The 26,124-nt window shown below is 37.7% G+C and carries 27 protein-coding genes; 11 read left to right on the top strand and 16 right to left on the bottom strand.

The genetic code is table 11. From position 1 onward, the window contains the following. Positions 1-53: 53 nt before the first annotated feature. From AC27E9_RS05970 to AC27E9_RS05955, 4 genes are all read left to right on the top strand, one after another. Entirely contained in the window at positions 54-275 is a 222-nt protein-coding gene (locus tag AC27E9_RS05970) for a DUF2788 domain-containing protein (RefSeq protein ID WP_487128181.1), read from the top strand. Positions 276-287: 12 nt separating this feature from the next. After that, positions 288-575 carry a LexA regulated protein gene (gene ybfE, locus AC27E9_RS05965; protein WP_487128179.1) on the top strand — a complete coding sequence of 96 codons (288 nt, stop codon included), beginning with the start codon at positions 288-290 and terminating at the stop codon, positions 573-575. 22 nt (positions 576-597) lie between these two features. Then, a complete protein-coding gene (gene fldA, locus AC27E9_RS05960; RefSeq protein ID WP_487080708.1) occupies positions 598-1,125 on the top strand; it encodes a flavodoxin FldA in 528 nt (175 codons plus the stop codon). A 230-nt stretch (positions 1,126-1,355) separates the two neighbouring features. Further along, entirely contained in the window at positions 1,356-2,030 is a 675-nt protein-coding gene (locus tag AC27E9_RS05955) for a hypothetical protein (protein ID WP_487128177.1), read from the top strand. 16 nt (positions 2,031-2,046) lie between these two features. On the opposite strand, the gene AC27E9_RS05950 is transcribed toward AC27E9_RS05955, so the two are convergent. From AC27E9_RS05950 to AC27E9_RS05940, 3 genes are all read right to left on the bottom strand, one after another. After that, a complete protein-coding gene (locus tag AC27E9_RS05950; RefSeq protein WP_487128175.1) occupies positions 2,047-2,421 on the bottom strand; it encodes a GNAT family N-acetyltransferase in 375 nt (124 codons plus the stop codon). A 199-nt stretch (positions 2,422-2,620) separates the two neighbouring features. Then, positions 2,621-4,228: a methyl-accepting chemotaxis protein gene (locus AC27E9_RS05945; protein WP_487128173.1), complete on the bottom strand. Its 1,608-nt coding sequence runs from the start codon at positions 4,226-4,228 to the stop codon at positions 2,621-2,623. Between the two features lie 89 nt (positions 4,229-4,317). Further along, positions 4,318-4,776 (bottom strand): DUF4442 domain-containing protein, encoded by a 459-nt coding sequence (locus tag AC27E9_RS05940; protein ID WP_487128171.1) that lies wholly within the window; start codon positions 4,774-4,776, stop codon positions 4,318-4,320. A gap of 214 nt (positions 4,777-4,990) precedes the next feature. On the opposite strand from AC27E9_RS05940, the gene fur reads away from it, so the two are divergent. Next, positions 4,991-5,434, top strand: coding sequence for a ferric iron uptake transcriptional regulator (gene fur, locus AC27E9_RS05935; RefSeq protein ID WP_487128169.1), 444 nt, complete (start codon positions 4,991-4,993; stop codon positions 5,432-5,434). Positions 5,435-5,492: 58 nt separating this feature from the next. Here the strand turns inward: fur and AC27E9_RS05930 are convergent, their stop codons facing one another. The 7 genes from AC27E9_RS05930 to AC27E9_RS05900 all read right to left on the bottom strand — a co-directional run bounded on the left by AC27E9_RS05930 (position 5,493) and on the right by AC27E9_RS05900 (position 9,452). Next, positions 5,493-6,092: a GNAT family N-acetyltransferase gene (locus AC27E9_RS05930; protein WP_487128167.1), complete on the bottom strand. Its 600-nt coding sequence runs from the start codon at positions 6,090-6,092 to the stop codon at positions 5,493-5,495. Between the two features lie 46 nt (positions 6,093-6,138). Beyond that, positions 6,139-6,483: a hypothetical protein gene (locus AC27E9_RS05925; RefSeq protein WP_487128166.1), complete on the bottom strand. Its 345-nt coding sequence runs from the start codon at positions 6,481-6,483 to the stop codon at positions 6,139-6,141. Positions 6,484-6,587: 104 nt separating this feature from the next. After that, entirely contained in the window at positions 6,588-7,007 is a 420-nt protein-coding gene (locus AC27E9_RS05920) for a hypothetical protein (protein WP_487128165.1), read from the bottom strand. A gap of 36 nt (positions 7,008-7,043) precedes the next feature. After that, on the bottom strand, positions 7,044-7,247 hold the full coding sequence (locus AC27E9_RS05915; RefSeq protein WP_487128164.1) for a hypothetical protein: 204 nt from the start codon (positions 7,245-7,247) through the stop codon (positions 7,044-7,046). Positions 7,248-7,525: 278 nt separating this feature from the next. Then, the gene (locus AC27E9_RS05910) at positions 7,526-8,263 is read right to left on the bottom strand and encodes an SIMPL domain-containing protein (RefSeq protein WP_487128162.1); all 738 of its coding nucleotides are present in this window, start codon (positions 8,261-8,263) and stop codon (positions 7,526-7,528) included. Positions 8,264-8,427: 164 nt separating this feature from the next. After that, positions 8,428-8,937 carry a GrpB family protein gene (locus AC27E9_RS05905; protein ID WP_487128160.1) on the bottom strand — a complete coding sequence of 170 codons (510 nt, stop codon included), beginning with the start codon at positions 8,935-8,937 and terminating at the stop codon, positions 8,428-8,430. A gap of 140 nt (positions 8,938-9,077) precedes the next feature. Further along, positions 9,078-9,452 carry a putative zinc-binding protein gene (locus AC27E9_RS05900; RefSeq protein ID WP_487128158.1) on the bottom strand — a complete coding sequence of 125 codons (375 nt, stop codon included), beginning with the start codon at positions 9,450-9,452 and terminating at the stop codon, positions 9,078-9,080. A gap of 303 nt (positions 9,453-9,755) precedes the next feature. Between AC27E9_RS05900 and AC27E9_RS05895 the strand changes: the two genes are divergently transcribed. The 3 genes from AC27E9_RS05895 (at position 9,756) to AC27E9_RS05885 (ending at position 14,107) form a co-directional block, all read left to right on the top strand. Beyond that, entirely contained in the window at positions 9,756-10,955 is a 1,200-nt protein-coding gene (locus AC27E9_RS05895; RefSeq protein ID WP_487128156.1) for a serine hydrolase domain-containing protein, read from the top strand. A gap of 355 nt (positions 10,956-11,310) precedes the next feature. After that, on the top strand, positions 11,311-13,494 hold the full coding sequence (locus tag AC27E9_RS05890; RefSeq protein ID WP_487128154.1) for a marine proteobacterial sortase target protein: 2,184 nt from the start codon (positions 11,311-11,313) through the stop codon (positions 13,492-13,494). Position 13,495: 1 nt separating this feature from the next. Then, positions 13,496-14,107, top strand: a complete 612-nt coding sequence (locus tag AC27E9_RS05885; RefSeq protein WP_487128152.1) for a class GN sortase — start codon at positions 13,496-13,498, stop codon at positions 14,105-14,107. Between the two features lie 170 nt (positions 14,108-14,277). On the opposite strand, the gene fghA is transcribed toward AC27E9_RS05885, so the two are convergent. Together fghA and AC27E9_RS05875 are read right to left on the bottom strand one after the other, a co-directional pair. Beyond that, positions 14,278-15,117, bottom strand: coding sequence for an S-formylglutathione hydrolase (fghA, locus tag AC27E9_RS05880; RefSeq protein ID WP_487128150.1), 840 nt, complete (start codon positions 15,115-15,117; stop codon positions 14,278-14,280). Between the two features lie 61 nt (positions 15,118-15,178). Beyond that, entirely contained in the window at positions 15,179-16,309 is a 1,131-nt protein-coding gene (locus AC27E9_RS05875; RefSeq protein ID WP_487128149.1) for an S-(hydroxymethyl)glutathione dehydrogenase/class III alcohol dehydrogenase, read from the bottom strand. Positions 16,310-16,588: 279 nt separating this feature from the next. Between AC27E9_RS05875 and AC27E9_RS05870 the strand changes: the two genes are divergently transcribed. Continuing rightward, positions 16,589-17,458 (top strand): LysR family transcriptional regulator, encoded by an 870-nt coding sequence (locus AC27E9_RS05870; protein WP_487128147.1) that lies wholly within the window; start codon positions 16,589-16,591, stop codon positions 17,456-17,458. A 24-nt stretch (positions 17,459-17,482) separates the two neighbouring features. Here the strand turns inward: AC27E9_RS05870 and AC27E9_RS05865 are convergent, their stop codons facing one another. Then, positions 17,483-18,448, bottom strand: coding sequence for a 2-hydroxyacid dehydrogenase (locus AC27E9_RS05865; protein ID WP_487128145.1), 966 nt, complete (start codon positions 18,446-18,448; stop codon positions 17,483-17,485). Positions 18,449-18,557: 109 nt separating this feature from the next. On the opposite strand from AC27E9_RS05865, the gene AC27E9_RS05860 reads away from it, so the two are divergent. Further along, on the top strand, positions 18,558-19,424 hold the full coding sequence (locus AC27E9_RS05860; protein ID WP_487128143.1) for a PA4780 family RIO1-like protein kinase: 867 nt from the start codon (positions 18,558-18,560) through the stop codon (positions 19,422-19,424). A gap of 33 nt (positions 19,425-19,457) precedes the next feature. Here AC27E9_RS05860 and AC27E9_RS05855 read toward each other — a convergent pair whose 3' ends face one another. The 3 genes from AC27E9_RS05855 to AC27E9_RS05845 form a co-directional block, all read right to left on the bottom strand. Further along, positions 19,458-20,444, bottom strand: a complete 987-nt coding sequence (locus AC27E9_RS05855; protein ID WP_487128141.1) for a YeiH family protein — start codon at positions 20,442-20,444, stop codon at positions 19,458-19,460. Between the two features lie 219 nt (positions 20,445-20,663). After that, positions 20,664-21,155 (bottom strand): hypothetical protein, encoded by a 492-nt coding sequence (locus AC27E9_RS05850; RefSeq protein WP_487128139.1) that lies wholly within the window; start codon positions 21,153-21,155, stop codon positions 20,664-20,666. A 92-nt stretch (positions 21,156-21,247) separates the two neighbouring features. Then, complete coding sequence (locus AC27E9_RS05845; protein ID WP_487128137.1) at positions 21,248-21,907, bottom strand: YehS family protein; 660 nt, start codon at positions 21,905-21,907, stop codon at positions 21,248-21,250. Between the two features lie 660 nt (positions 21,908-22,567). Between AC27E9_RS05845 and mfd the strand changes: the two genes are divergently transcribed. Beyond that, the gene (mfd, locus tag AC27E9_RS05840) at positions 22,568-26,083 is read left to right on the top strand and encodes a transcription-repair coupling factor (RefSeq protein ID WP_487128135.1); all 3,516 of its coding nucleotides are present in this window, start codon (positions 22,568-22,570) and stop codon (positions 26,081-26,083) included. The last annotated feature ends 41 nt before the right edge of the window (positions 26,084-26,124 follow it).

Raw genomic sequence — 26,124 nt, 5'->3', positions numbered from 1 at the left:
TGTTTAAAAGCAACGATATGCTATAGTGCGCCCTGAAAATTTTAGGGTTGATTATGTTAGCAGAACACTTTGAATTAGTTGAAGCCATTGGGCTGAATTTATTTTTTGCTTTTATCTTTATTTTCATTGGGTTATCAATCCATGATGTAATGAAAAAGAACGATGTCCCTAAAATGGGCAAAATGGTTGTTTATTTTGTTTTATTTTTAGGATGTGCTGGATTTATTGCTAAAGGCGTTATTCAGTTTGTTTGGGAAAGCCAAGGTGTTGGATAAGTAAGTAGAAAGATGGCAAAAGAAGTAGCAGATTTAACAACCATTGACTTATTTAGCGATGAAAAGCGTCCGGGTCGACCAAAAACCAACCCGCATTCACGCAGCGTACAAGTTAAGATTAATAAACGCAATCAAGTAAAGCGTGATAAGAACAATGGCTTAAAGCGAGTAGAGTTTAAATTACATCAAGACGTTTTTGAACGTTTAGACGCTTTAGCAAAAGATAAGGGTGTTAGTCGAAGTGAATTAATAGAATCGCTATTAGTACAGTCGCTCGACACCAACAATATTAAAGTTTAGTTAGATATAAAAGGTTAGATTCATGGCAATTGTAGGTTTATTTTTCGGCAGTGATACAGGCAACACCGAAGCCGTAGGCAAAATGATCCAAAAGAAATTGGGTAAAAAGCTAGTTGATGTTAAAGATATCGCCAAAAGCACCAAGGAAGAGATCGCAGAGTTTGATTTACTAATTTTAGGTATTCCTACTTGGTATTACGGTGAAAACCAATGTGACTGGGATGACTTTTTACCTGAACTAGAAGAAATAGACTTCACTGATAAGTTAGTAGCAATTTTCGGTTTAGGCGATCAAGAAGATTATGCTGAGTACTTCTGTGATGCCATGGAACCACTACGTGACATCGTTGAATCAAAAGGTGCCATTGTTGTAGGTAACTGGCCAACTGAAGGCTATGAATTTGAAGCCTCAAAAGCATTAATTGACGAGAATACATTTATTGGCTTATGTGTTGATGAAGACCGTCAACCAGAATTAACCGAAGCTCGTGTTGATGCTTGGGTTAAACAAATTTATGACGAACTGTGTTTAGCTGAATTAGAAGATTAATTTTTGCAAAATTGCATTTAGTTTGTATGAAAAAGCCAGCAATTAGCTGGTTTTTTTCTATTTAAAAATCTATCTTCTAACTAACACCATGCCTGCAGGAAATCACACTTTTTTATAAACATATAGTAATTAATCAGTAAAGTGGCTAATGTGGTTTATACTTCAATTGAATCACTAATATGCAATCAATTGTTAGCGATTGCTTAAAATTACCAATAAAAGACTAATGCATGCGCAAAATTGTAGTAACCTTCTTGCTGTTATTAACCTCTCTTGAAACCCTTTCAACACAGAGCAGTTTTACAATTGGACATATTGACCATCCAAAAGTTGCTGCTATTTATAAAGACCTTATCTATAAGTCATACCAAGATATAGGAATCGAGGTTAAATTTACGCAGGTAGGTACAGAGCAAGGGTTAAAGCTGTTGAGTGAAGGATTGACAGATGCCGATGTTGTTCGCTATAAGGCCGTTACTCTTATCCACAAAAATATCATACTCGTCGAGCCCCCATTAGTTAGCACCAATATTACCCTTTACTGCTTTCAATCTGAGATATGCAATGAATCAATATTATCCGATCAAAATAATATTATTGCGACTACGATTGTCTCTTTAAAAAGTTCCGAAAATAGAATGCCGAAAATAGCTCTTAAAGCACAAGTGATGGTATTCGACAACCATACGAAAATAGCTCAGCTAATAAGAAATGGCCGTATAAAATACGGCATATTACCAACTGGGAACAATGCATTACCTAGTTTCACTGATGTTAAGTTTACACACTTTAATTTAGGACAATATCAGGCGTACCATGTCATAAATAAAAAGCATCAACATTTGCAACCAGCATTATCTCAAGCCATTGAGTTAAGGCTAAAGGCACTGGCTGAAAATGAATAAGCTTTTATATTAACGTTTATTCATCATGAATAAATTTACACATGCCATTACCTAATAGCTCATTTGGCCGTTGTATATAGCCAAAGCGCTGATAAAAACTCTCCTTACCTTTTGCCGCAAGTAACCCAATAGTTGCGCCACTTTTAGCTGTTTGTGTCAAATATGACTCAATTTCGCTCATGACTAATTGGCCAAGACCTTGCCCCTGAAACTCAGGTAAAACAATAATATCTTGCAGGTAAAAATACATTGTACCATCGCCAATAACACGACCCATCGCAACCAAAGTTTCTGATTGTGCCAACTGTTGGTACACAGTGACATGAAAAAGCGACTTATCTAAACTTGCCTTCGACATAGTAGAGTCGATTACTTCCCAGCCTATCGACATACGAAGTGCCATAAAATCCGAAACTGTAGGCGGGGCATATTGAATTATGTAAGTATTTTTCTTCATTTTATTTTTTATTTTTTATTTTTTATTTTTTATTTTTACATTAATAATTTATTACTTATCATCAATCAACTCAATTATAAAAAAGGCCATGTATCACATGACCTTAAAAACGATTAACTAGATAAAAATATACTTATAATTTGAATTTAGAAAGCTGACTATTTAGCTCATAGGCTAGTTCGAGTAGTTCCTCACTAATTTGCTTGCCTTTAATTGCATCTTCACTTGATTGTTCAGCAACATTGCTAATATCAACTACATTTTTATTAATTTCATCAGCTGCAATATTTTGTTGCTTAGCCGCATCAGAAATTTGACAGTTTAACTCATCCAACTCTTTAATTTGGTTAGCAATACCTTCAAGCAGGCTAGCAACATTAGTAACATCTTGTGCTTTTTCGCTTGCCTGTTCACTAACATCATTCATAGAAGTTACTGCTTGTTTTGCATCAACTTGTAAACTACCTATGGTACTTTGAATTTGATCAATAGACTCACGAGTACGGGTTGCTAAACTTCTAACTTCATCTGCAACAACCGCAAAGCCTCTGCCCTGCTCACCCGCACGTGCAGCTTCAATAGCAGCATTAAGCGCCAATAAGTTAGTCTGTTCAGCAATGCCGGTGATAACTTCCAAAACCGTACCAACTTCATTAGTTTTATTGCTTAATTCGGTGATCATTGCGGTATTTTCTACCACTTGATCTCGTAACTGATTAATGCCATTTTTTGCACTATCAACTAAAGCCAACCCCTGTGAGGCGCTTTCACTTGCATGCACTGACTTCTCAGCAGCTAGGCCGGTATTACTTTGTACTTCATCAGCCGAGGCATCAAGCTCATTAATCGCAGCTGCAACAGAATCAGTACCGTTTTTCTGGTTCAACACTGCTTCACGGGTTAACGTTGATATTTCATCAACATTTTTTGCTGAGCCAATTAACTGTTCCGTAGCGCTTGAGAAAGATAAAAAGCTCACTTTAAACTTATCCATCATACTATTAAGCGCGATACTCACGGCTCCCAACTCGTCATCATAATTAACTTTTATGGTTTTATTGAGATCTAAGTTGGCTTCAACATCATTAATGGTTCTCTTTAATCGACGTAAACGAGCGATAACTAGTTTACTAAACATAAAGCTTAATAAGCCAAAACATATCACTGTAATAACAAGTTGTAATAAACCAGCTTGAATAATTGACTGATGAATTTCTTTATCTACAAGCGTTAAATCATAAGTAATTTTAACTGCACCAAGAATTTCATTTTCAGCGACCTGATGACAAGTTAAACAATTAGTGCCTCGGTAATCACTTTTTGCAACAATTGGCATAATAAAGCTCATCATGTTTTTGCCATCTTGTACTACATGCTTAAATTCTTTATTACCAACTAAACCGCTACGTTCAAAATCATTAGTAGCTGATTGGTCGTCAAAACCTTTACCGAACGTTTTAATTAATTCAGGCGCTCTAATAATACGAGCTTCAACTATTTCTTCTTGACTAAGCGCTTTTTGTTGAGCAATTTTTCGATTAGCTGCAGTTCCGGTTATCATCATAGTGTTAACGGAATCAAAGTAGTTTAGTGCCAAGTTTTCGAGGTTGTGTTTAACAAACTTTTCACTCAAAGCTTTTTCATCAAACCAAAAGAAAATAACCGTTGTACTTAAAAAGATAATGGCAAAAATAACCAAAACAATGTTAATTTTTTTTGCTAAAGATAATTGTACGAACATAATGAAATCGTCCTGATTAAAATGGAATAAGTATATTTAAAAACACTAAGGTAATACCAAATACCGAACAAAAGTTTGTTTTACTTCAATTATTGTGCTGATTTTTTCTTACGAATATACAATTTTCGATTTAACTTAGCCACCACCTCACCTTGTTCATTCTTAACAAATACAGGCAGCTCTGGCAGGTATTTTTCACCATGAGCGGTGTGAGCAATAATATCGTTAAGTAAAGCATCGGTGATCATAAACTCTGCGGTTACTTTACCCTTACCAGGTTTAATAAAGTCAATATCCGCAGACTTATCCCAGACAATATACTCGTCTCCTAAGCAGGCCAAAATCATCAGCATATAAAAAGGGTCTGTCATTGCAAACAGTGAGCCACCAAAATGTACACCAACGGCATTCCTATTGAGCATACCAAGTTTTAACTGAACTTTTGCATTTCTAAAATCTGCTGACAAATTTACAACTTTAATGCCACTGAAACAAAACGGTGGCCAAATATTTAGTAGTAATTTCAATAGCCAAGCTCTTTTAAACATAAACATTCCTTATTGAATAGCTAAAAAGGTAAGTACCCGCAATAATATTGTGGTCTAATAAACACTAACTCATCGGATCAGTCGTGATATTATGACCATTTAAAGCAATAAAACCAATGAAATTAATAATCAGTTGCAACTATCGCTTTCCACCAAGGTCATAACAACCTATAATTTTCTATAATTTGAAAGCCCAATACAGAGATTTAAATTAATGCCTGAACAAAATGAAGAACTAAAAAGAGCCGGATTAAAAATTACTCTGCCCCGCATTAAGATATTGGCGATTTTACAAGATCCAAACAATCAACACATCAGCGCGGAAGATGTATATAAAATATTACTTGAACAGCAAGAAGAAATCGGCTTAGCAACCGTTTACCGCGTTTTAAACCAATTTGATGATGCTGGTATTGTGACTCGTCACCATTTTGAAGGTGGTAAGTCAGTTTTTGAATTAAGCCATAAAAAACATCACGACCATTTAGTTTGCCTAAATTGTGGCAAGGTTGTTGAGTTTGAAGACGATGTTATTGAACAGCGCCAAGAAGACATTGCAAAGTCACATAAAATTAAGCTAACGAACCACAGCTTATATTTATATGGAGAATGTGAAGACGAAGAGGCATGTGAAGCATACCGAAAATCACAACTCTAATCGTAAAGAATAACCTAGATATTATTAAGCCCTAGCTAAGCAATTAGCGAGGGCTTTATTATTTTGTCAGTAACTTATAGCTTAGCGATTTTTTCACAGTCGGCCATTCATTAGCGATAATAGAAAATACGACTGTATCACGCAGTTCACCGTCTGGATGAATACGGTGGTTTCGCAAAACTCCGTCTTGCTTGGCACCTAGCCTTGCTATGGCAGCTCGAGACTTATGATTATGCCAATGGGTACGAAACTCAACAGCAATCGCATCAAGCTCTTCAAATATATAAGTTAATAGCAATAATTTACACTCAGTATTTACAGCCGTTTTTTGAAAAGCTTCGCCATACCAAGTATAGCCAATTTCAAATCGCCGATGAACAAAGTCGGCATTACAGATACGAGTTGTACCAATAACTTTTCCGCTTTCTTTACTAATCACAACAAAAGGCAAAGCGCTATTGGCACTTTTTTGTAATAAAGCAGTTTCGATATAATCCGCTATAGTTGCTTTATTTGGCACTTGCGTAAACCAAAGCGAAGACATATTCGTTAATTCAGAAAGCGCTACCAATTCGTCACTGTAACTTGCGTGAAAAGGCTTTAACATTACCTTTTCACCAGTTAAGCTTATGTTAGATTGCGAAAAGTTAGTGGCCATGTTTTCTCCTTTTTAAACATTTTCTGTTAAATAATGATTAATACGATCATAAGTTTAATAACCTGAATGACAAATACAGTAAAGCTAAGGTCAAAACAAAAAATACGATCACAGCAAGCGCAAACAACTTTTTCATTAATTTGAAACGCATTCGAGCAAACCAGCTTAACTTGTCACCAGCTAATGCGGGTGCGTTTACAAGCAACCCCAGTAACGCACTTAACAGCAAACACCACGCGGCTATCACTAAACATGGCAAACCGTATTGATTTTGCCGTGCAATAGTCGAAAACAAGAATAGGTAAGCAATGAATCCTAAACAACCAATACTAATCACATTAAGCATTGGCTTGAGAAAATATATTTTTACCGCTACTGCTTTATAGCTCATAAATGTCTTTTAAGAATACCAATGAATTATCACACAACGAATAGTGCTTTAAGAAAAGTGGCTTTACAGACTTACTTTTTACCAGCACGTTATAATACATAGTATTATGTTATCGTCAAAGAAATAGGCACCCAAACATTTTGCCAGCGTTCGAACTTTTCTTTGCTACTTAATAATTTAGGAGAGGCAACTGTACTTGGTAAAAGCAGTTGTGCATTAGAAAGAAGTGTCCTATTTATTGCACCGATAAGAGCGTTATTGAGTTCAATCGCGGCAGCAATAACGGTTTTGCACTGTGAACATGTCAGAAACTTTGCTTGTTTTGAACCTTGTTGTAAAGTAAGAAGAGGCGCTTTGCTTTTAATAAATATCTCTGCATCACTGGCGGATAGATAGTTGATTTTTCGTTCAGTACAAAAATCACAATCGCATGCTCTGGCGCTAAAATTTTGAAGATTTAGAGGTAATTTAATCTCGCAGTAAACCTGCTTACATTGGCAATGACCAGCATAATGATATTCCATTTAATCCCTATAGCTCATTGAATATGACCAAGGTCATTAGTAAACGATAATATCAATAATTATGCAATAACTGCTGTAAACCAAGATGAAGCATCCCAAGTAGCGTAACATCAACAATAGCCATTGCTGAGGTTTGACGGTTAAATTCAATGCTGCCAGACATTCACGTGATGACAATAATATCAATAAGATACTAAAGAGTATCATTACTACATACTTGCCCCAATAAACGATATCCATATTGCCTCCATACCCTATAATTTAACGGGTTGTACAAACGAGCCAGTTTCCTTTTTAAATATCAACATACACATTAACTCACTTTGCTAAAGTACTAGCGAGTTAATTTAATAATAGCAGCTCTATATTTTTTCACAAAAGCTTTTCTTATCAAGTAAATAGCTGTTATTTCATATAGGGGAAAAATGTAAGTTAAAGCTTTTTCCTAAAAAAACTGACAGTATAATACTGCCAGTTATTTACGACATTATTGCGTCAACATTAGGGCTAACTTATAACTATAACTCTAGGTCAAAAACAACATTTATGGTTGAGGTAAATACGATATTCTCTTGCAAATACCGGCCTGGTTTCGCGCTACTGCTGCCCATTCGCATGCTAACATCATAGTGCTCAACTTTACTGTTAGCACCGTACCTGTGGTGGTTTTGATTCGCACTAGAATTAATACTATAGATTTTCCCTAATTTAGCACCAAAGGCATTCGCTAACGTTTTTCCCTGCTCTTTTGCATTCGCGACAGCCAAGGCGTTAACTTCTGCCTTTAACTTTTGCTCTTCGGATGATTTTAATTGGATATTTTGAATGGCATTAATTTTCACACTTAAGGCGAAATCCATAAATGCATTTAATTTATCAAGATCGTTTAATGTTATTTTTAGCGAGCGGCGTGCAAAATAACCAGTCACTTTATCCCGCTCACCTCTATCATAAGCATAACGTACTTCGGTAGTGATATTTGACGCTGAAACATTAGCTTCATCAATTTCAAAACGGGCTAAGCCATCAAGTAAATTGTTAACTCGTTCATCTACATCTTTTTTTGCGTCTAAACTACTTTTTTTACTGCTTTCAACATTCAAATGTACAATAGCAATATCAGGTAATGCCATCATTTTTGCATTACCTGTGACTGTGATATGGCGGTTATTGGGTAAACTGCTATTAGCAAGGGATAAAGTTGAAAAGGTTAACGCAGTCAAAGTAATCAGGGTAAAAGAGAAAAAGTATTTCATCAGCAGTCCTCAAAAGTAAAAATTATTAATAGCACGATTATTGGCAAGTACCATATTGACCATAGCACGATGATAAAGTTTCTTACTCACCGCCTACTTTTCGTAGTTTATTCGCACCAACATTAATCCCAGCTGAACAAGGATCATAGTTTTTACTGATAGCGCTATTGCGACATCGCTTTTAAAAGATGATGCTGGATAAAGCTATCTTTCCCCTTCATATAGCAATTCATATCATTAGCACTTTTTTTCACTAATTGCTGCTTAAGCTCGCCATATTGTCGGGCTACATCTGGATGACAACGTAAGTAATTTCGATATGCTACATGTCGCCTAGCATGGATATCTCCGCGCAGAAAACCGTGCAGATGAAAACTACGATTTTCGCCCCCCTTTTGAAAATATTGACGACCAACAATACCATTTTCGCCTTTTGCCACATAACCAATTGCGGACATTGCCGCGGCATATTTTTCAAACACAGATAAACAATCAACTTCAACTAAAATATCTATAATAGGTTTTGCCATTAACCCTATAACAGCAGTGCTGCCAATATGCTCAATGGTAACGTTTTTTAGCGGCAAGGTTTTAGCTATTAGTTCTTGCTCACTTTTAAATTTTTCAGGCCAGCTCGCATGGTTAGGCAAAACTGTTAATACACGTTTGTTCATATATTCTCAGCGCTACTTTTTCTCACCTCATAGAAAGTAGAGGCATAACAATAACAAGATATCTCAGTGTAACGGCCTTTTTGACAAAAAAATAGCAAGCTAACAGCTTGCTATTTCATAGAGATAAACGGTAGATAAAACTAATTAACAGCTATTCCCTGCGCGGTAAGCTTTTCATAAATGTGGTTCATCGCTATGCTGTTCTCTTGCAATGAACAATCGCTCGCAGAACGGGCAATAAAGCCCAAATCGGAAAGGTTAAAATGTATGTCAATTTCAACACCAGCTTTATCCAAACATTCTTGACTGCATGAATCACCACAACCTTCAATAAGAATAACTTTTCTCATTGCACACTTCTCTTTAACTTTTGCTTCAGGTGCAGCCATTAACCAAGAAATACAAGACATTTCAGCAATGCCATCACTATCTAGGGTTAAAGCAATATCATTTGCCATTGTCGCTAAATGCGAGCAGCCTGAGCATGCAAAAACTAAAGGTTTAGTGTTTATCATTTAAAAACTCCACAATATGAATTTGCCAGTCAAAAAAGCAAATTGTCAGTTATATCTTGTCCAAATTATCGAAACGATAATTTGCGCATTATGTCATTTTAATCACCTTAGTAACTGTAGCTTTGACATAAATCAAAGTTCGTTGGTTTTACCAAAAAAATTAAAGATACTGCTTGTCACAGATCTCACCTTACTTTTTCAAGTGGAAATAATTTATAAAGGATTTCATAGCTATCGCATTTCTACTTGGTATTTACTTTTGAAATCGCTAGAATTAACTGTTTTTCATTTAGAGTTCAGTTTATGCGCACGCATTCTTTTACCATCTTTCTCGCCTTAATAGTATTTCAGTTAAACTTTTTAACATTGAGTTCACATGCAACTGACCTTAAAAAGTTTAATAAAGAATTAGCCGCTAATTTTGCTACCGAGCTAAAAAAACACAATATTCCCGGTGCGGCTTACGCTATTGTTAAAGGTGATGAAATTATTGCCTTAGAGAACTTTGGTTATACTGATACTAAAAAATCACATAAAGTAAATAACGATACTGTTTTTCGCTTAGCTTCGGTATCAAAACCTTTTGCTGCCACCATTACCACTATGCTTGCGCAAGAACAACGCCTTAACCTTTCAGATCCTATCACTAAATATGTGCCAAACTTTACCCTAGCAACAAAAGGTGCTGCAGAGAAAATTCAGCTAAAGCATTTACTTAGTCACTCTAGTGGACTAATGCCGAACGCCTACGATAATTTACTGCATGAAAACTGGAGTATGGAAAAAATAATCAATCGCTTTGACCGTGTAACCCCTATTTGTCAGCCGGCGAAATGCTATGGCTATCAAAATATTGCTTATGGCTTTTTGCAGCCAGCAATTGAAGCAAGCCAAACTAAAAGTTACTCAGAATTACTAAATGAACGTATATTTTCACCACTAAAAATGAGTAATGCCTCAGTGGGCATCGATGTTTTTCGTCAAAGTGACAATACCGCTAAACCGCATATTTTGAGAAAAAGCGTCAAAACAGGCAAAAAAGATAAAAACGGCAAAGACATTAGAAAATATGTTTGGCGAACCGTAACTGTAGAGCCTGACTACTACAAAGTAGCTCCCGCAGCCGGTGTTAATGCCAGCATTACAGATATGGCAAAATGGCTAATTGCAAATTTAGGCCACCAACCTGAAATTCTTTCTCCTGCATTGTTAGATGAATTAACCACACCACGCATAAAAACCAAAAAAGATTTACGCCGACGACATTGGCGCCAGTACTTAACAGACGCCCATTACGGCTATGGTTGGCGCATTTATCAGTTTGGAGAGGTGCCAATCATCTATCATTCTGGCTGGGTGGCAGGTTATCGCGCCGACATTGGATACTCCCCTGAATTAGGCATTGGCTTTGCGGTGCTTATCAATGCTGAGTCTAACGTTATTAATAAAATTACTAGCCAGTTTTGGTCTAGTGCACAACAAACACTACTAGCAAAAAGTTAATATCAAAATATATAAAGGTGTAAGTGTAAGCTATTAAGAATATTTTTCCGTTGTTTTTAATAGCGCACGACACAACCGCAAAATAGCGCTGTATAGGTATAAGGCAGTTGAATTAGCATTTAAAATTTCGCTTGTTTTGATAGTGATGAATTATAAGTACGAACTAAAAAGGCGCAGTTATACTTCTAAGGAGCATATTTAAATGCTATAGATTGGTTTTTCTTCGATAATTTTTGCTGTGCCCTTTCGCCATAATTTTGCCACAATTGCTCACTAGCTTGCCTTAATGTCGCCGTTCGCAAGACGCTTTATATTGCTGTAATAACCAATATCACAAGGATATTGGAGAAGACAGATGTTTAGTTCAAACAAAAATTTACGATTAATTGACTATCAAGATTCATACTTTTATCAACAAAAGCGCAAAAAACGACGTCAAAAGTGGTTAAAAGTAACAGCCCTACTCACACTAATTATCATACTAGTAGTGATTATTGTACCATTGGCACAAAGTCAAACATTGGCTTCAGCACATAAAGAACAACCGACATCAAGCCAAGGAAATGGCCTTATTAACGGCCCACAATTACAATTTAATCATCCTGATAAAAGCCAGCGAGTAGCATTACCAATAGATATAACCGCTAATATTGAAATTAACGGTTTGGTGGCTCATACGCAAATAAAACAAGTTTTCATTAACCCATATAATCTTGAATTAGAAGCAAAATACCAATTCCCATTGCCTGAAGACGCAGCCGTAAAGCATTTGCTCGTTAAAGTTGCCGACAAAGAAATTGTCGGTAAGATTATGGAAAAAAAAGCTGCAAAAGCAGTATACCAACGTGCGAAGCGTCAAGGTAAAAAAGCCAGCTTAGTGCAACAACAAAGAGCCAATTTATTTACCAATAATATTGCCAACATTCCTGCTCAGTCTCGCGTTGTCGTAACGTTAACCTTTATCACGCCAGTAAATTTTTTTAATGACGAACTAAGCCTTAATTTACCGCTAGCAACTACAAGCCGATATCAGCCACAGTATTACCAACATTCACCAGCGGAAAGCGACAAAAATAGTAATAACATTAACTTCAATGATATTGATGAAGATAACCATACGGTATTTAATCCAACCGTTAGAAAGGTGCTAGCGAAAAGCCAAGCCTCAATTAACATCGAACTAAATACAGGCGTTGCAGTTAAAACTATCCGTAGTAGTAGCCATAATATTAATGTTCAGGCATTAGGTAGTCAGCAATCATCTTATTTAATCTCGCTAGCCAAAGCGAAAAGCATTGCTAATCGAAATTTCAATTTAACTTGGCAATTAGAGCCTAGTCAGCAACCACAAGTTAGTAGCTTTACCGAACAAGTGGCTGATGAGTACTTTACCTTACTAACATTTTTCCCGCCTACAACATATAACGCGACAATATTAACTAGAGATGTAATTTTCATCATTGATACCTCTGGCTCTATGCAAGGTAGCTCAATGGAACAAGCTAAGTCTAGCTTGCAACATGCATTGTCACTACTAAATAGCAAAGACAGTTTTAATATTATTGCCTTTAATGGTTCAGTCGAGTTGTTATTTGCTAATACTAAAATGTTAACTGAGTACAACATTAATAAAGCAAAGCGCTTTATTAATAGTTTACAGGCTAATGGCGGCACAGAAATGTATCGGCCGCTAAGCCAAGCGTTAGTTATGGCAAAAAGTGATCAGCAAAGCTCACAAGCTATTCGACAAGTGGTATTTATTACCGACGGCGCAGTCGCTAATGAATTTGAATTAATGCAATTACTGGAAGGTGCACAAAACAATTTCCGATTATTCACTGTCGGTATTGGCGCAGCACCGAACGGATATTTTATGAAAAAGGCAGCGCAGTTTGGCCGAGGTAGTTATGTCTTCATTCAGAACAACCATGATGTCCAGACCAATATGTCAGCACTAATGGATAAAATTAGCAAACCAGCAGTCAGTAACATTAATTTGATGTTTGATAATCAAATTCATCAGAAAGTCGATATTTACCCGAAAAAAATAACCGATTTATACATGGGCGAGCCAATGCAAGTTGCCATTAAATCTAAGTTTCCCATTACCAGCGTGCAACTTTCTGGTGACACAGCCGACCTACCTTGGTATCAACAAATCATTATTGACGATAGCCAAGCCGCCCAAGGGATTTCAAGCCTTTGGGCAAGGAACAAAATTGAAGATTTACTTGACGGTTTAGTGGTTGGAAATGATAAAGAGCAAGTAAGGCAAGAAGTAATTACTACCTCTATTGCTCATCAAATCATTTCTCCTTATACCAGTTTTATTGCGATAGAAAAGCCGAAGGAACTTTCACCGTTAACAGCAGAACAACAAACAAAAATGTTTAGTAGTCAGAAGAACATGCTCGCTAAAGCCCACGAAAGTTTGATGGTAGCTATGCCTAAAACTGCACTTGGCTGGCATCAGCAGTTAATTATTGGCCTGCTATTAATGTTATTTGCACCTTTAGTTTTACGTATTTGGTCAAAATAACATGATCAATATAGTGGCTAAAATACTGCTATTAGTCGGCAGCTTGCTCAGCATCCATGCTAGCTGGTTGCCAGCTAAAGGCTGGTTATCACAACAGCTAATTCAATATAGTTGGAAACAATCAATGGCTAACTACCAGCAGCAAACAACTCAGCAGACAAACCAGCAGAGTGCGCATCAGCCTAGAACATTTGCTGTTAAACCTTGGCCATGGGCAGATACGTTTCCTATTGGTGAATTATCAATCAAGCGCTTACATAAGAAAGTAGTGATCTTAAATGGTGGCGACCCAACAACGTTAGCATTTTCCGCTGGTGCGGTAGCACCATTTAACAAAATTCACGCAATCAAACCTTTTGTTATAGCTGGCCATCGCGACAGCCACTTTGCATTTTTGGAGAACATAATTATGAAAGATGTCATCTCAATGACTGACCCATCAGGTATCAATCAACTTTATCAAGTAGAAGCGATAGAAATAGTGGATGCTTCTAAAGGGCCACTGCCTGTTTTAGCTGACAATAGTAACTTAATACTAATTACCTGCTACCCATTTAACAGCATTGGAAGTGATACCAATGAACGCTATGTGATAACAGCAAAACGATTATGAATCATAAATAAGACTGTGCTTTGATAAGTAATAATAACTTCAGCTAATAACAAAAAAATTAGCCCCCAAATTAGCTAAGAAAAGCTAGCTAAAAAATAGCTTCTAGCTAGCTTCAAAATGCACTCTCATGCAAGGTTTACACGATATTGGGCTATTCTTTAATCGTAAGCTTATTGAGTAAAATGCTTGTGATGAAACTGCAAATGTTGCTCAATAAAACTCGCTATAAAGTAGTAACTATGATCATAGCCTTCATGTTGAGTTAACTCTAATGGGTAATTATTTTCAGTTGCTGCAGCAATTAATGTTTCGGGTTTCAGTTGTTCCACTAAGAAATCGTCACCTAAACCTTGATCAACTTTAGCAGGTACATGAGCACTTGCCTTTTGCATTAACTTACTGCTGTCAAATTCCTGCCACGTTGATTTATCGTTGCCTAGATATGCTGCAAACGCTTTTTTACCCCAAGGGCAATTTACGGGGTTAGAGATAGGACTAAAGGCTGAGACAGAGCTATATCGATCTGCATTTTTCAGGGCGATCATTAATGCACCATGGCCGCCCATCGAGTGTCCAGAAATAGCACGTTGCTTAGTGACAGGAAAGTTAGACTCAATTAACCCAGGTAACTCATTCACAATATAGTCATACATGTGAAAATGCTTATTCCACGGTGCTTGTGTGGCATTAACATAAAACCCTGCACCTTGGCCTAAATCATAGCCATCATCGTTAGCAACATCTTGTCCTCTAGGGCTAGTATCAGCAGCAACGATGGCAATACCAAGCTCTGCAGCAATATGCTGTGCACCGGCTTTTTGCATAAAATTTTCATCGCTGCATGTTAACCCTGACAACCAATAAAGTACTGGCACTTTTACGCCCTGTGACACCTGTGGCGGTAGATAAATAGCAAATTGCATATTTCCATTAACGCTGCTCGAATAATGGCAGTATTGCTTGTGCCAACCACCAAAGCTTTTATTCGAACTAATATTTTCTAATGTCATTTTAAGCCTTCCAAAAATCATTACGCCCTAGCTATAACACTAGGGTTTTGTATGCTGTCTACTATTTATCGAAATGAATAACAGTACGAATACTTTCACCTTTGTGCATTAACTCAAATGACTCGTTAATATCTTCCAGGCCCATAGTATGCGTGATGAAATCACTTAATTTAAATTCACCTTGTAAGTAACGTTCAACATAATCAGGTAATTCACTGCGGCCTTTTACACCACCAAATGCACTGCCGCGCCAAACACGACCAGTAACGAGCTGAAATGGACGAGTTGAGATTTCTTGACCAGCGCCAGCAACACCAATAATTACTGATTCTCCCCACCCCTTATGACAACACTCAAGAGCTGAGCGCATTAAGTTAACATTACCAATACACTCGAAAGAGTAATCAACGCCGCCGTCGGTCATTTCGACGATCACTTCTTGAATTGGCTTATCAAAATCTTTCGGGTTGATAAAGTCAGTAGCACCTAGCTTTTTAGCTAAATCAAACTTACTTTCATTGATATCAATAGCAATAATACGACTCGCTTTTGCCATTGTTGCACCAATAACTGCCGATAAACCAATCCCACCTAAGCCGAAAATAGCGACTGTTGCGCCCTCTTCAACTTTAGCAGTATTCATTACTGCGCCCATACCAGTAGTAACACCACAACCTAGCAAACAAACTTCTTCCAATGGTGCTTCTTTATTAACTTTTGCCAAAGAAATTTCAGGTAATACCGTGTATTCAGAGAATGTTGAACAGCCCATATAATGGTAAATAGGTTGGCCGTCTTTATAAAAACGCGTGGTACCGTCAGGCATTAAACCTTTACCTTGCGTTTCACGAATTTGCTGACAAAGGTTAGTTTTTCCTGATAAACAAAATTTACACTCACCACACTCAGGGGTGTATAAAGGAATAACATGGTCACCTACTTGTACGCTAGTAACACCGTCACCGACTTGTTCAACAATACCGCCGCCTTCATGGCCTAATATTGCAGGAAAAACACCTTCTGGATCTTCGCCAGATAAGGTAAAGGCATCGGTATGACAAACACCAGAAGCAATAACTTTAATTAATACTTCGCCTTTGCGAGGTAACATAACGTCAACTTCTTCAACCGATAATGGCTGTTTAGGGCCCCAAGCAATCGCCGCTTTTGATTTAATAAATTTGTCAGTCATTTTTAATCCTCAATAAAATTAATTCTTTCACACCGTAAAGCCATAATATTTGTTTGTTACATCCGCTAAACATGAACTGGTTGCCAACAACTTAATTAAAAACATCGCAATAACTATAGTTGAATAACTTAACTACTGATGTGCTCAACCGCGTAATAATTTGTCTTAGTGGTGTTATTATATTTATTTCTGATTAAATGATAATATAAACAAATAACAATTCACCTTTACCTATATGTAACAATAAAAAGGTAAACATTAGATAAATGAGAGATAAACATGAACTTTGATGGTATTAGTGAATTCGTTTATGTTGCAGAAACCTCAAGTTTTACCCAAGCAGCAAAGAGGCTCGATATTTCAACTGCTCATGTTAGCCGTCGGGTAACAGCGCTAGAACAACGACTTAATATAAAACTGCTTTATCGCACCACTCGAAAGGTTTCCTTAACCCAAGAAGGGCAATTATTTTTCCAACATTGCCGTAACCTTGTTGATGGTGTTGAAGAAGCTGAACGTCTGGTTACTAATTTACAACAAAAACCTCAAGGACATATCAAGCTTACAGCCCCAGTGACATATGGTGAGCAAAAAGTATTGCCGCTAATAAATAATTTTATTCAGCAGCACAGTGAAGTGAATGTTAGTGCTTATTTGAGTAACCAAAATATTGATTTAGTTGAACAAGGTTTTGATTTAGCAATACGTTTAGGAAAACTTGCTGATTCAACACTGATGGCCAAAAAACTTGGCACTAGAACTAACTATTTATGCGCCTCGCCACTGTACATAGAAAAATATGGTATGCCGCACTCATTGTCAGAGCTTAGTGATCATAGCTGTTTATTAGGTACATTAGATTATTGGCGCTTCAATGAAGCAGGAAAAGAAAAAACAATTAAAGTTAGTGGTGCATTAAGATACAACAATGGTACTGGCTTAACCGACGCAGCCTTAAAAGGCTTAGGTATAGTGCAACTGCCCGACTACTATGTAAAAGAAGATATAGCTAAAGGCAACCTCATTCCCTTACTTAGGCAATTTCAAGAGCCTGAAGAAGGTATTTGGGCCGTATACCCTCACAACCGACAACTATCCCCTAAAATTCGTGCCTTAGTTGACTATCTAGATGAGTACCTTAAACCATAACTTTCTAAAAAAATAAAGATAAAATTAATACCCTCTAGCTTTATTAACACATGCCGGTAGGTGCCCAGTTTTTCGATACTCAATAATATTATTAGCAACAATTTTACAAGCCGACTGTAATTGTGTTGGTGCTGAGATATGCGGCAATACAGTCACATTTGGCTGTTGCCACAGTTTACTATCTGTCGGCAATGGTTCTTGGTCAAACACATCAAGTACCGCATGTTTAATATGATTATTCACAAGTGTATGCAATAAAGCATCAGTATCAATAATACCGCCACGTGCGAAATTAATCACAGAACTGCCTTTTGGCATCTGCTCAAGTAGCTCAGTGTTAATTAGCCCTTGAGTTTCTGCTGTCAATGGCAATAAGCAAACTAAAATATCACTCCTTGATACCATTGCTAATAAACCTTCTTGCCCGCTAAAAGTACTAATACTCGGCAAATTTTTCGTGGAACGACTCCAACCCATCACGTCAAAGCCATTTTGCTGTAACCGCTGTGCACTTTCGCACCCTAATTCACCTAAACCTAGAATACCAATTCGCCTTTCATTTGCTGGCGTATATTGATGCTGTAGCCAAGTAGCTTCTTGCTGCTGCTTGGCATAGATTGGCATATCACGATGCAAGTACAAACTCCAAGCTAGAACTGCTTCAGCCATCGTTTGACTTAACATAGGGTCAATCAAGCGAGTTATTTTAATGTCGGAAGATTGCAAATTTGCCATTAATTTTTCTACGCCTGCCCAAACACTATGTAGCCAGCTTAAATTGTTAAAGCTAGATAACGTAGTTATGTCAGGATTAGCAACAATCGCAATCGTACATAATTGTCGTTGCTCTGGTGCAACATCACTGGCTAAAACAATGTTTTCATTAGGTAGTTCAATACTTAATGCTTCAAGCCACATCTGTTGCTCTGCAGCTGATAATTGACTGATAAAAGGGATCATATCGAGATATCTGTTGAATGATTTTTGCATTTATTTTACCTCAACTATATCTCAACATCGCAGCGTTTTAATCTAAAGATAAATAAAAAGTTATAATTTTGTTATATCTTCCAGCGCTTAACTAAGGTATAACGACGCCATGAAAGTACCTAAACGCATACAGCCACTTGTTGACGATGGCTTAGTAGACGATGTAATAAGCCAACTTATGAGCGGTAAAGAAGCTACCGTTTATATGGTTCGTTGTGGCGACGAAATTCGCTGTGCTAAAGTTTACAAAGAAGCCATTAAACGCAGTTTTAAAAAAGCGGCGCAGTATCAAGAAGGGCGAAAAAGTAGAAACAGTCGTCGTGCAAGAGCCATGGAAAAGGGCTCTAAATACGGCCGCGAGCAACAAGAGTCTGCTTGGCAAAGTGCAGAAGTTGATGCTCTGTATAAACTCGCAGAAGCTGGCGTGCGAGTACCTCAGCCATTTGGCTGTTTTGATGGCGTTTTATTAATGGAGCTCGTCACCGATGACGACGGTGATGTGGCACCACGGTTAAATGACGTTATTATGCCTAACGAACAAGCAAAAGAAGATCATGCGTTAGTCATGCATTATGTTAAATTGATGCTTTGTTCTGGTGTTATTCATGGTGACTTATCAGAGTTTAACGTTTTGGTAGATGATTATGGCCCTGTTATCATTGACCTACCACAAGCTGTTGATGCCTCTGCGAACAATAATGCCAAAGCAATGTTGATTCGCGACGTTAACAACATGACCAATTATTACAGTCAGTTTAGCCCAGAACTTAAACACAGCCGCTACGCCGAAGAAATGTGGGCATTGTTTGAGCGTGGAGAGCTTACCCCTGAATACCAACTTACCGGCTTATTTAAAGAAAGTGCCGTAAGCGCCGATGTAGATACAGTTTTAGAAGAAATTAAAGCGGCATTTGCACAAGAACAAGCTAGGCTTGAGCGTATCAATGAAGCGAACACCATCGAAGACAATTATTAATAACGTATAAAACTAATACTCGATTAATACGCACTAATAGAAAAATAAAATACCGCCAACAATCAAACTTGCTAAAAATACCGTTTCGCTGCCCATTAGCAATACCGGTTTCCACCCTACCGACAATACTTGCTTTAAAGACGTTTTCACGCCAATCGCTGCAATAGCAACTACCAATAAACTACTTGATAAACCACGAATAATTTCGATTAACCAAATAGGTAATGCACCAATGTTTTTCAAAAATGCCAGTACAAAAAATAATATCAAAAAGCCAGGGATAAAAGCGCTAACTCCTGCTTCCATTTTGCTATCACGCTCTTTAAAAGCAATAAATACCATCATCACAATTGGCATTAATAACGCAACACGTAATAGTTTGATATAAGTGGCAACATCACCTGCTTCTGGTGAAATGGTATAGCCTGCACCGACAACTTGCGCAACATCATGAATAGCACCGCCTATAAAAACGCCGGCTAATTGATCTGAAAAGCCCAAGTATCTTGCTAAAATAGGGTAAAATATCATCGATAAGGTACTAAAAGTGGTAATACCAATAACGGTAAGGGCGAAATACTTTTCTTGAGCTTTATCCTTTGGTAGTACTGTTGAAATAGCCGCAGCAGCAGAAACCCCACATACAGCAACCGCCCCACCAGAAAGTACCCCAAATGTTTTCGGTAACGCTAGTGCCCGTGAAAATAGCACACCAAATATCATAGTCAGTGCCATACTCACCATCACAATTAATGGCGGGGTAATACCCAAAGAAACAATGTCGGCAAAAGCAATACGAACACCTAACATGCCAACACAAAGCCGCAATAGCTCTCGTGAGCAATAATTAACCCCGTGTTGGATTTTTTTGTGACGATAAAACGCGTGAGCACTTAACCCCAACAGTAGTGCAAATAACATCACCGGCGCTTGATATCGAGTTGCCACAATTGTCGCAAAAATAGCAATTATCGAGCACAGTGCGGCCCCTAGCAATTTTGCTTGTAAATTAACTAACATTTATTCGTTTTACCGCAGCATAGTTATCATTAAAAATCGCGCTAAATTATACCATTAGTGCTGCCAATATAGCTGTAATTTCTAGCTTTTAATATCGTTAATCAATAGTGATTACCCGCAGCAGCACCCGTTATCAAAGTACTTAAAATTAAATTTCAGCAATAAAAAGGCCTGTAATCACAGGCCTCAAACATCCAATATTTAGCTATAAACTATCGCTTAGCTAAACCATTTGTTGTTAATACCTTTGGCGGCAAAACGCACTAAAACAAAGGCAATCACAATCACCATAACTGGCATTATCATGCCCCCTGGACCATAAACTTCAAATGAGTTACTGATGAAGAAAGAGTGAAACATTTGTACGATAACGCCAACAAATGAAGCGACAAATAACTGATAGCATAAACTTTTCTTTAGCAATAATGCCAAACTTCCTAAAACACCAGCAAATACGGCAACGGCAAACGCGGCAGTTGCCCATATTGGAGTTGTAGCATATAAATCTTGCTCAGCCTGAGGCAGTTCAGCAATCATTTCCGGTGTCATCATCATCTGACCAACAAAGGCCATAACACCAAGTAAATTCCAAACTAGCGCTACAACTGCTACAGTTTTGAACCAACTTGGTATTGTATTTATTGTTGGTGTTGGCTTAATTTCCGGCTCAGTGTTACCAGATGAGTTCTCAGGTGAATTATTGTCAGACATAGTTCTTTTCCTTATTGGTTTTATTATTAAGAAGCTATAAATAAGTTACGTCACTTATTTATAGCACAAGAACCTAAATCTATAACGCTAAATTATTCGCCCCAAATATCTTTTGGTTTTAACTTTAATACTTTCCGCTCACCCGGCTTACGCTCTGTTTTACTTTTATTTGGATTAACATAGATTTTACTAGCATTAGGTTTTGCCGCTTTATAATTTTTATTTTCTAAAATTTTCTCTAACTTATCAGCTGTTTCAGTTTCTTGGTTTTTAACCTGTACTTTGGCCCGACGCTGTACATGAAATTTTTTGTCTACACCTTGCAAAAAGTTACGTAACACTTGATCTTTACATTCTCGGTAATTCTTATGATCTGGCTTGCGGGAAAACGCGCTTAATTCAGGTTTATTTAAACGAAAGTTTACTGAGGCCAACATTTCAATGATATCTTCAGCTTTTAAATTAAAGGCAATTTTAAGTTTAGTTAAAATAATATTATTGTTTAATCGCTTTTCTATTTTTACTGGCGCACCTTCTTTTTTGCCACGACGCTCATTAATAAAACCATTTAAAAATGCAGCAAAAGTTGTGTCTGGACAATTGACATATGCTGGATCTTCTTCTTTTTTAAGCCAATTACTTATTTGCTCACGTGTTACGGTTAGATCACCCGCTGCAAAAATGGCAATAACCTTCTGATCATTAAAATTAAAGGTATATCTTAGGCGGCGTAAAACGTCGTTATTAGTCACAAACTTCTCCAAAAACGTCAACATAACAATAGCTGACAACTGTTACTTATTAACACGCGTATTTAGCACATAAAAAATAACAAAACAATAATTTAATTAGCCGATATTATACATGATTTGGTTAGGGGCTGTTGATCTTTCACTTTGGTCTCTGCTATCGGCTAATATTTAAGATAACAAGGCGGAAATCGTGTTATGTAGTTATTCTCGTCTTTGTCTCCTGAGTCGCTCTACCTTCTGCATCCTTGCAGTCGTACGTTAATTTTTCCAACGATGTTAGGTTGAAAATTAGCCATAGCCCATCGGGTTGCCTTGAAAAAGCATTACTCTTGTTGCCTACAGGATGTAGGTACATAGCGTGAGCAGGATGCGGAAGCTGTGCTTAAAGTGCATTTGGAACAACCAAACATTAAATTAAGCACCTCGATTAACATCTTTTTCAAAAGCAACATAGCTATAAACTGAAAGATCAACAGCCCCTAGTGAATTCTGTACTTGCCAAATCTAATTCTTAGCAAATTATAAAGCGCAATATTCAAGAATAGCTTTAGCCGCTAAAACTTCACAGAAACTCATGCTAAGATACGCGCAATTTACACTGTCATAGCCATATACCGGTTAAGGCAGCTATCAGCTATTTATGTTATAAAAAGAGCAGTCATGAGCAAAAACGTTAATTTATTCAATCCTGTTTTAGCAAAAAGTCGTGGTAAAAATGCCGACAAAAAAATTTGGCAAAACTTACCCGGCAGTAGTGCGAGCTTGGCAATTTTCCATGGTGCGTTGTCGGCATCACAACCTGTTCTTTTATTAACTCACGACACGCCTTCTGCGTTACGTTTAGAGCAAGAATTGTCAAGTTTAAACCATCAACAACAATTGCCTATTTGCTTATTCCCCGACTGGGAAACCTTACCATACGATACATTTTCTCCACACCAAGACATTATTTCTCAGCGCTTAGCGACCTTATATCAATTATCAAGAATGAAACAAGGCATTGTTATCGTACCGGTAACAACGTTAATGCAGCGATTAGCACCTAAACAGTATTTGGAAGCAAATAGCCTTATCATTCAAAAAGGCGATAAAAAAGATATTCACCAATTGAGGCAAGAACTTGAAGCTAGCGGTTATCGTTATGTTGATCAAGTTATGGAACATGGTGAGTTCTCGGCGCGCGGAGCCATTCTCGATTTATTCCCTATGGGTAGTAAAACCCCCTACCGTTTAGACTTTTTTGATGACGAAATAGATGAAATTCGTTTATTCGATCCTGAAAACCAACGTTCAAGTGACAAAGTTGCTGGCATTGATTTACTACCTGCACATGAATTTCCCACGGATAGTGATGGTATTAACTTGTTCCGTAGTCAATACCGTGAGCAATTTACTAGCACCATAGACAAAGAATCAATTTACCATCAAGTTAGCAATGGTATTATGCCCGCAGGTATTGAATATTATCTACCGCTTTTTTTCCAACAATCGAATACGCTATGCGATTATTTATCTGAGAACACCTTAGTCATTGTTAGCGGTGATATTGACAAAGCGATGGCACACTATTGGAGCGACATAGAATATCGCTATGAAGACAGACGTTATGACCCGACACGGCCCCTGCTACCTCCACAACAACTGTTTCTCAATAATGAAGAGTTATACAGCGCTTTAAAACCATTTGACCGCATTAACCTAAAGCCAGAAGTTATTGAGCAAGAGGTTAAAACATCGCAAGTGCAATTCGATGTTAAGCCGCTACCAGATTTAACAATTGATCATAAACTAAAGCAACCATTTGAGTTAATTAACAACTTTATTAGCGATAAAGAAACACCATCAAAGTTGCTTTTTGTCGCCGAAAACCAAGGACGTCGTGAAAGTGTTTTAGAGTTACTACAACGTAACCAAGTTAAGCCGACAAATTTTGACAGCATAGAAGACTTTGTTAATAGTGACAGTAACTTAGGTATTACGGTAAATGCTCTAACCGCAGGTTTTATCTTCCAAGCAAAAGGCAGCGCAAAAAAGAATGCCATTGCCTTAGTTACCGAGGCTGAATTATTAGGTGACATTGTTCGTCAAACCCGCCGACGCAATAAACAGCAAGACATCCAAAACGATGCAATATTTAAAAACTTAGCGGAACTCAGTATTGGTCAGCCTGTAGTACACATTGAGCACGGAATTGGACGTTACATGGGCTTACAAACCATAAAGAACGCCGGTATTACCACTGAATTTTTAGTATTAAGTTATGCTAGCGAAGCCAAGCTCTATGTGCCAGTCGCCGCATTACATTTAATTAGTCGATACTCTGGCGCTGACGCCGACCATGCGCCACTGCATAAATTAGGTAACGATACCTGGAGTAAAGCCAAGCAAAAAGCGGCAGAGAAAGTACGCGATGTAGCCGCAGAATTACTTGATATTTACGCAAAACGTGCCAGTAATCACGGTTACAGTTTTAAGCGTGACAAAGATGATTATCAAGCTTTTGCTAACAGCTTTGGCTTTGAAGAAACCTTAGACCAAGAACAAGCCATTAATGCAGTAATTAGCGACATGCTATCGCCTCAAGCTATGGACCGTTTAGTTTGTGGCGATGTTGGTTTTGGTAAAACAGAAGTGGCTATGCGTGCAGCATTTGTTGCAGTCAATGATGGTAAACAAGTGGCAATATTAGTGCCTACCACTTTGCTGGCGCAGCAACATTATGAAAACTTTCGCGACCGTTTTGCCAACTGGCCTATCAGCATAGAAGTACTTTCTCGTTTTAAAACAGCTAAAGAACAAAACCAAGTTATAAAAGATGTTGAATCTGGTCAAATTGATATTTTAATTGGTACTCACAAGCTATTACAAAACAGCATTAAATATAGCGACTTAGGGTTGCTCATTGTCGATGAAGAGCATCGTTTTGGTGTTAAGCAAAAAGAGAAAATTAAGCAACTGCGCTCAAATGTCGACATTCTTACATTAACAGCAACACCTATCCCAAGAACCCTAAATATGGCAATGGGTGGCATGCGCGATTTATCTATTATTGCGACCCCGCCAGCAAAACGGTTAGCAGTAAAAACCTTTGTTAGGCAACGCGACGATGCTCTTATTAGAGAATCGATATTGCGTGAAATTCTACGCGGTGGCCAAGTTTATTTCTTACATAATAATGTTGATACCATAGATAAAACCGCTGCCGATATTCAAACATTATTACCAGAAGCAAAAATAATTACTGCCCATGGTCAAATGCGCGAACGTGAACTTGAACGTATCATGAGTGATTTCTACCACCAACGCTTCAATGTACTGGTATGTACAACAATTATTGAAACCGGTATTGACGTGCCAAGTGCCAACACCATAATAATGGATAGAGCTGACCACTTAGGCCTAGCCCAATTACACCAGCTTCGTGGCCGAGTTGGTCGTTCTCATCATCAGGCGTACGCGTATTTATTAACGCCGCACGAAAAACGCATGACTAAAGATGCGAAAAAGCGCCTTGAAGCTATCGCATCACTTGAAGATTTAGGCGCTGGTTTTACCTTGGCAACTCATGATTTAGAAATTCGTGGTGCCGGTGAATTATTAGGTGAAGATCAAAGTGGCTCTATGAGCCAAGTCGGTTTTAGTTTATACATGGAAATGCTTGATGCCGCTGTTGCAGCCCTAAAAGACGGCAAACAGTTATCGCTTGAACAGGTCATGAAAACGCAAACCGAAGTCGATTTACGCGTGCCAGCATTACTGCCTGATGACTACATTTTTGACGTTAGCCTAAGACTAAGCCTATATAAACGTATCGCTAGTTGTAAGAGCAAACAAGCCCTAGACGACGTGCAAGTTGAATTGATAGACCGCTTTGGCTTATTGCCACAGGCAACCAAAAATCTCATTCATATTGCCAAGCTTAAATTAAAAGCAGAAAAAATTGGTATTTCTCGTATTGACGCTGGCCCTGCTGGTGGTGCGATAGAGTTCAATAGTGATACTAAAGTTGACCCTATGTTTATCATGAAGTTAATTCAGCAACAGCCTAAAATTTATAAAATGGAAGGCGGTAGCAAGCTTAAATTTAGCCAAGCAAGTGAAGATGCTAAAGCACGATTTATTTTAATTACCACCATGGTCAATGAACTAGCAAACCACTTACGTACTGATGGTTAACTCACTCAAAGTTCGATACGGTACTGACAGTTACTAGCTGT

This window comes from Colwellia meonggei (genome assembly GCF_057537295.1).
This window is presented reverse-complemented; position numbering and strand designations above follow the sequence as displayed.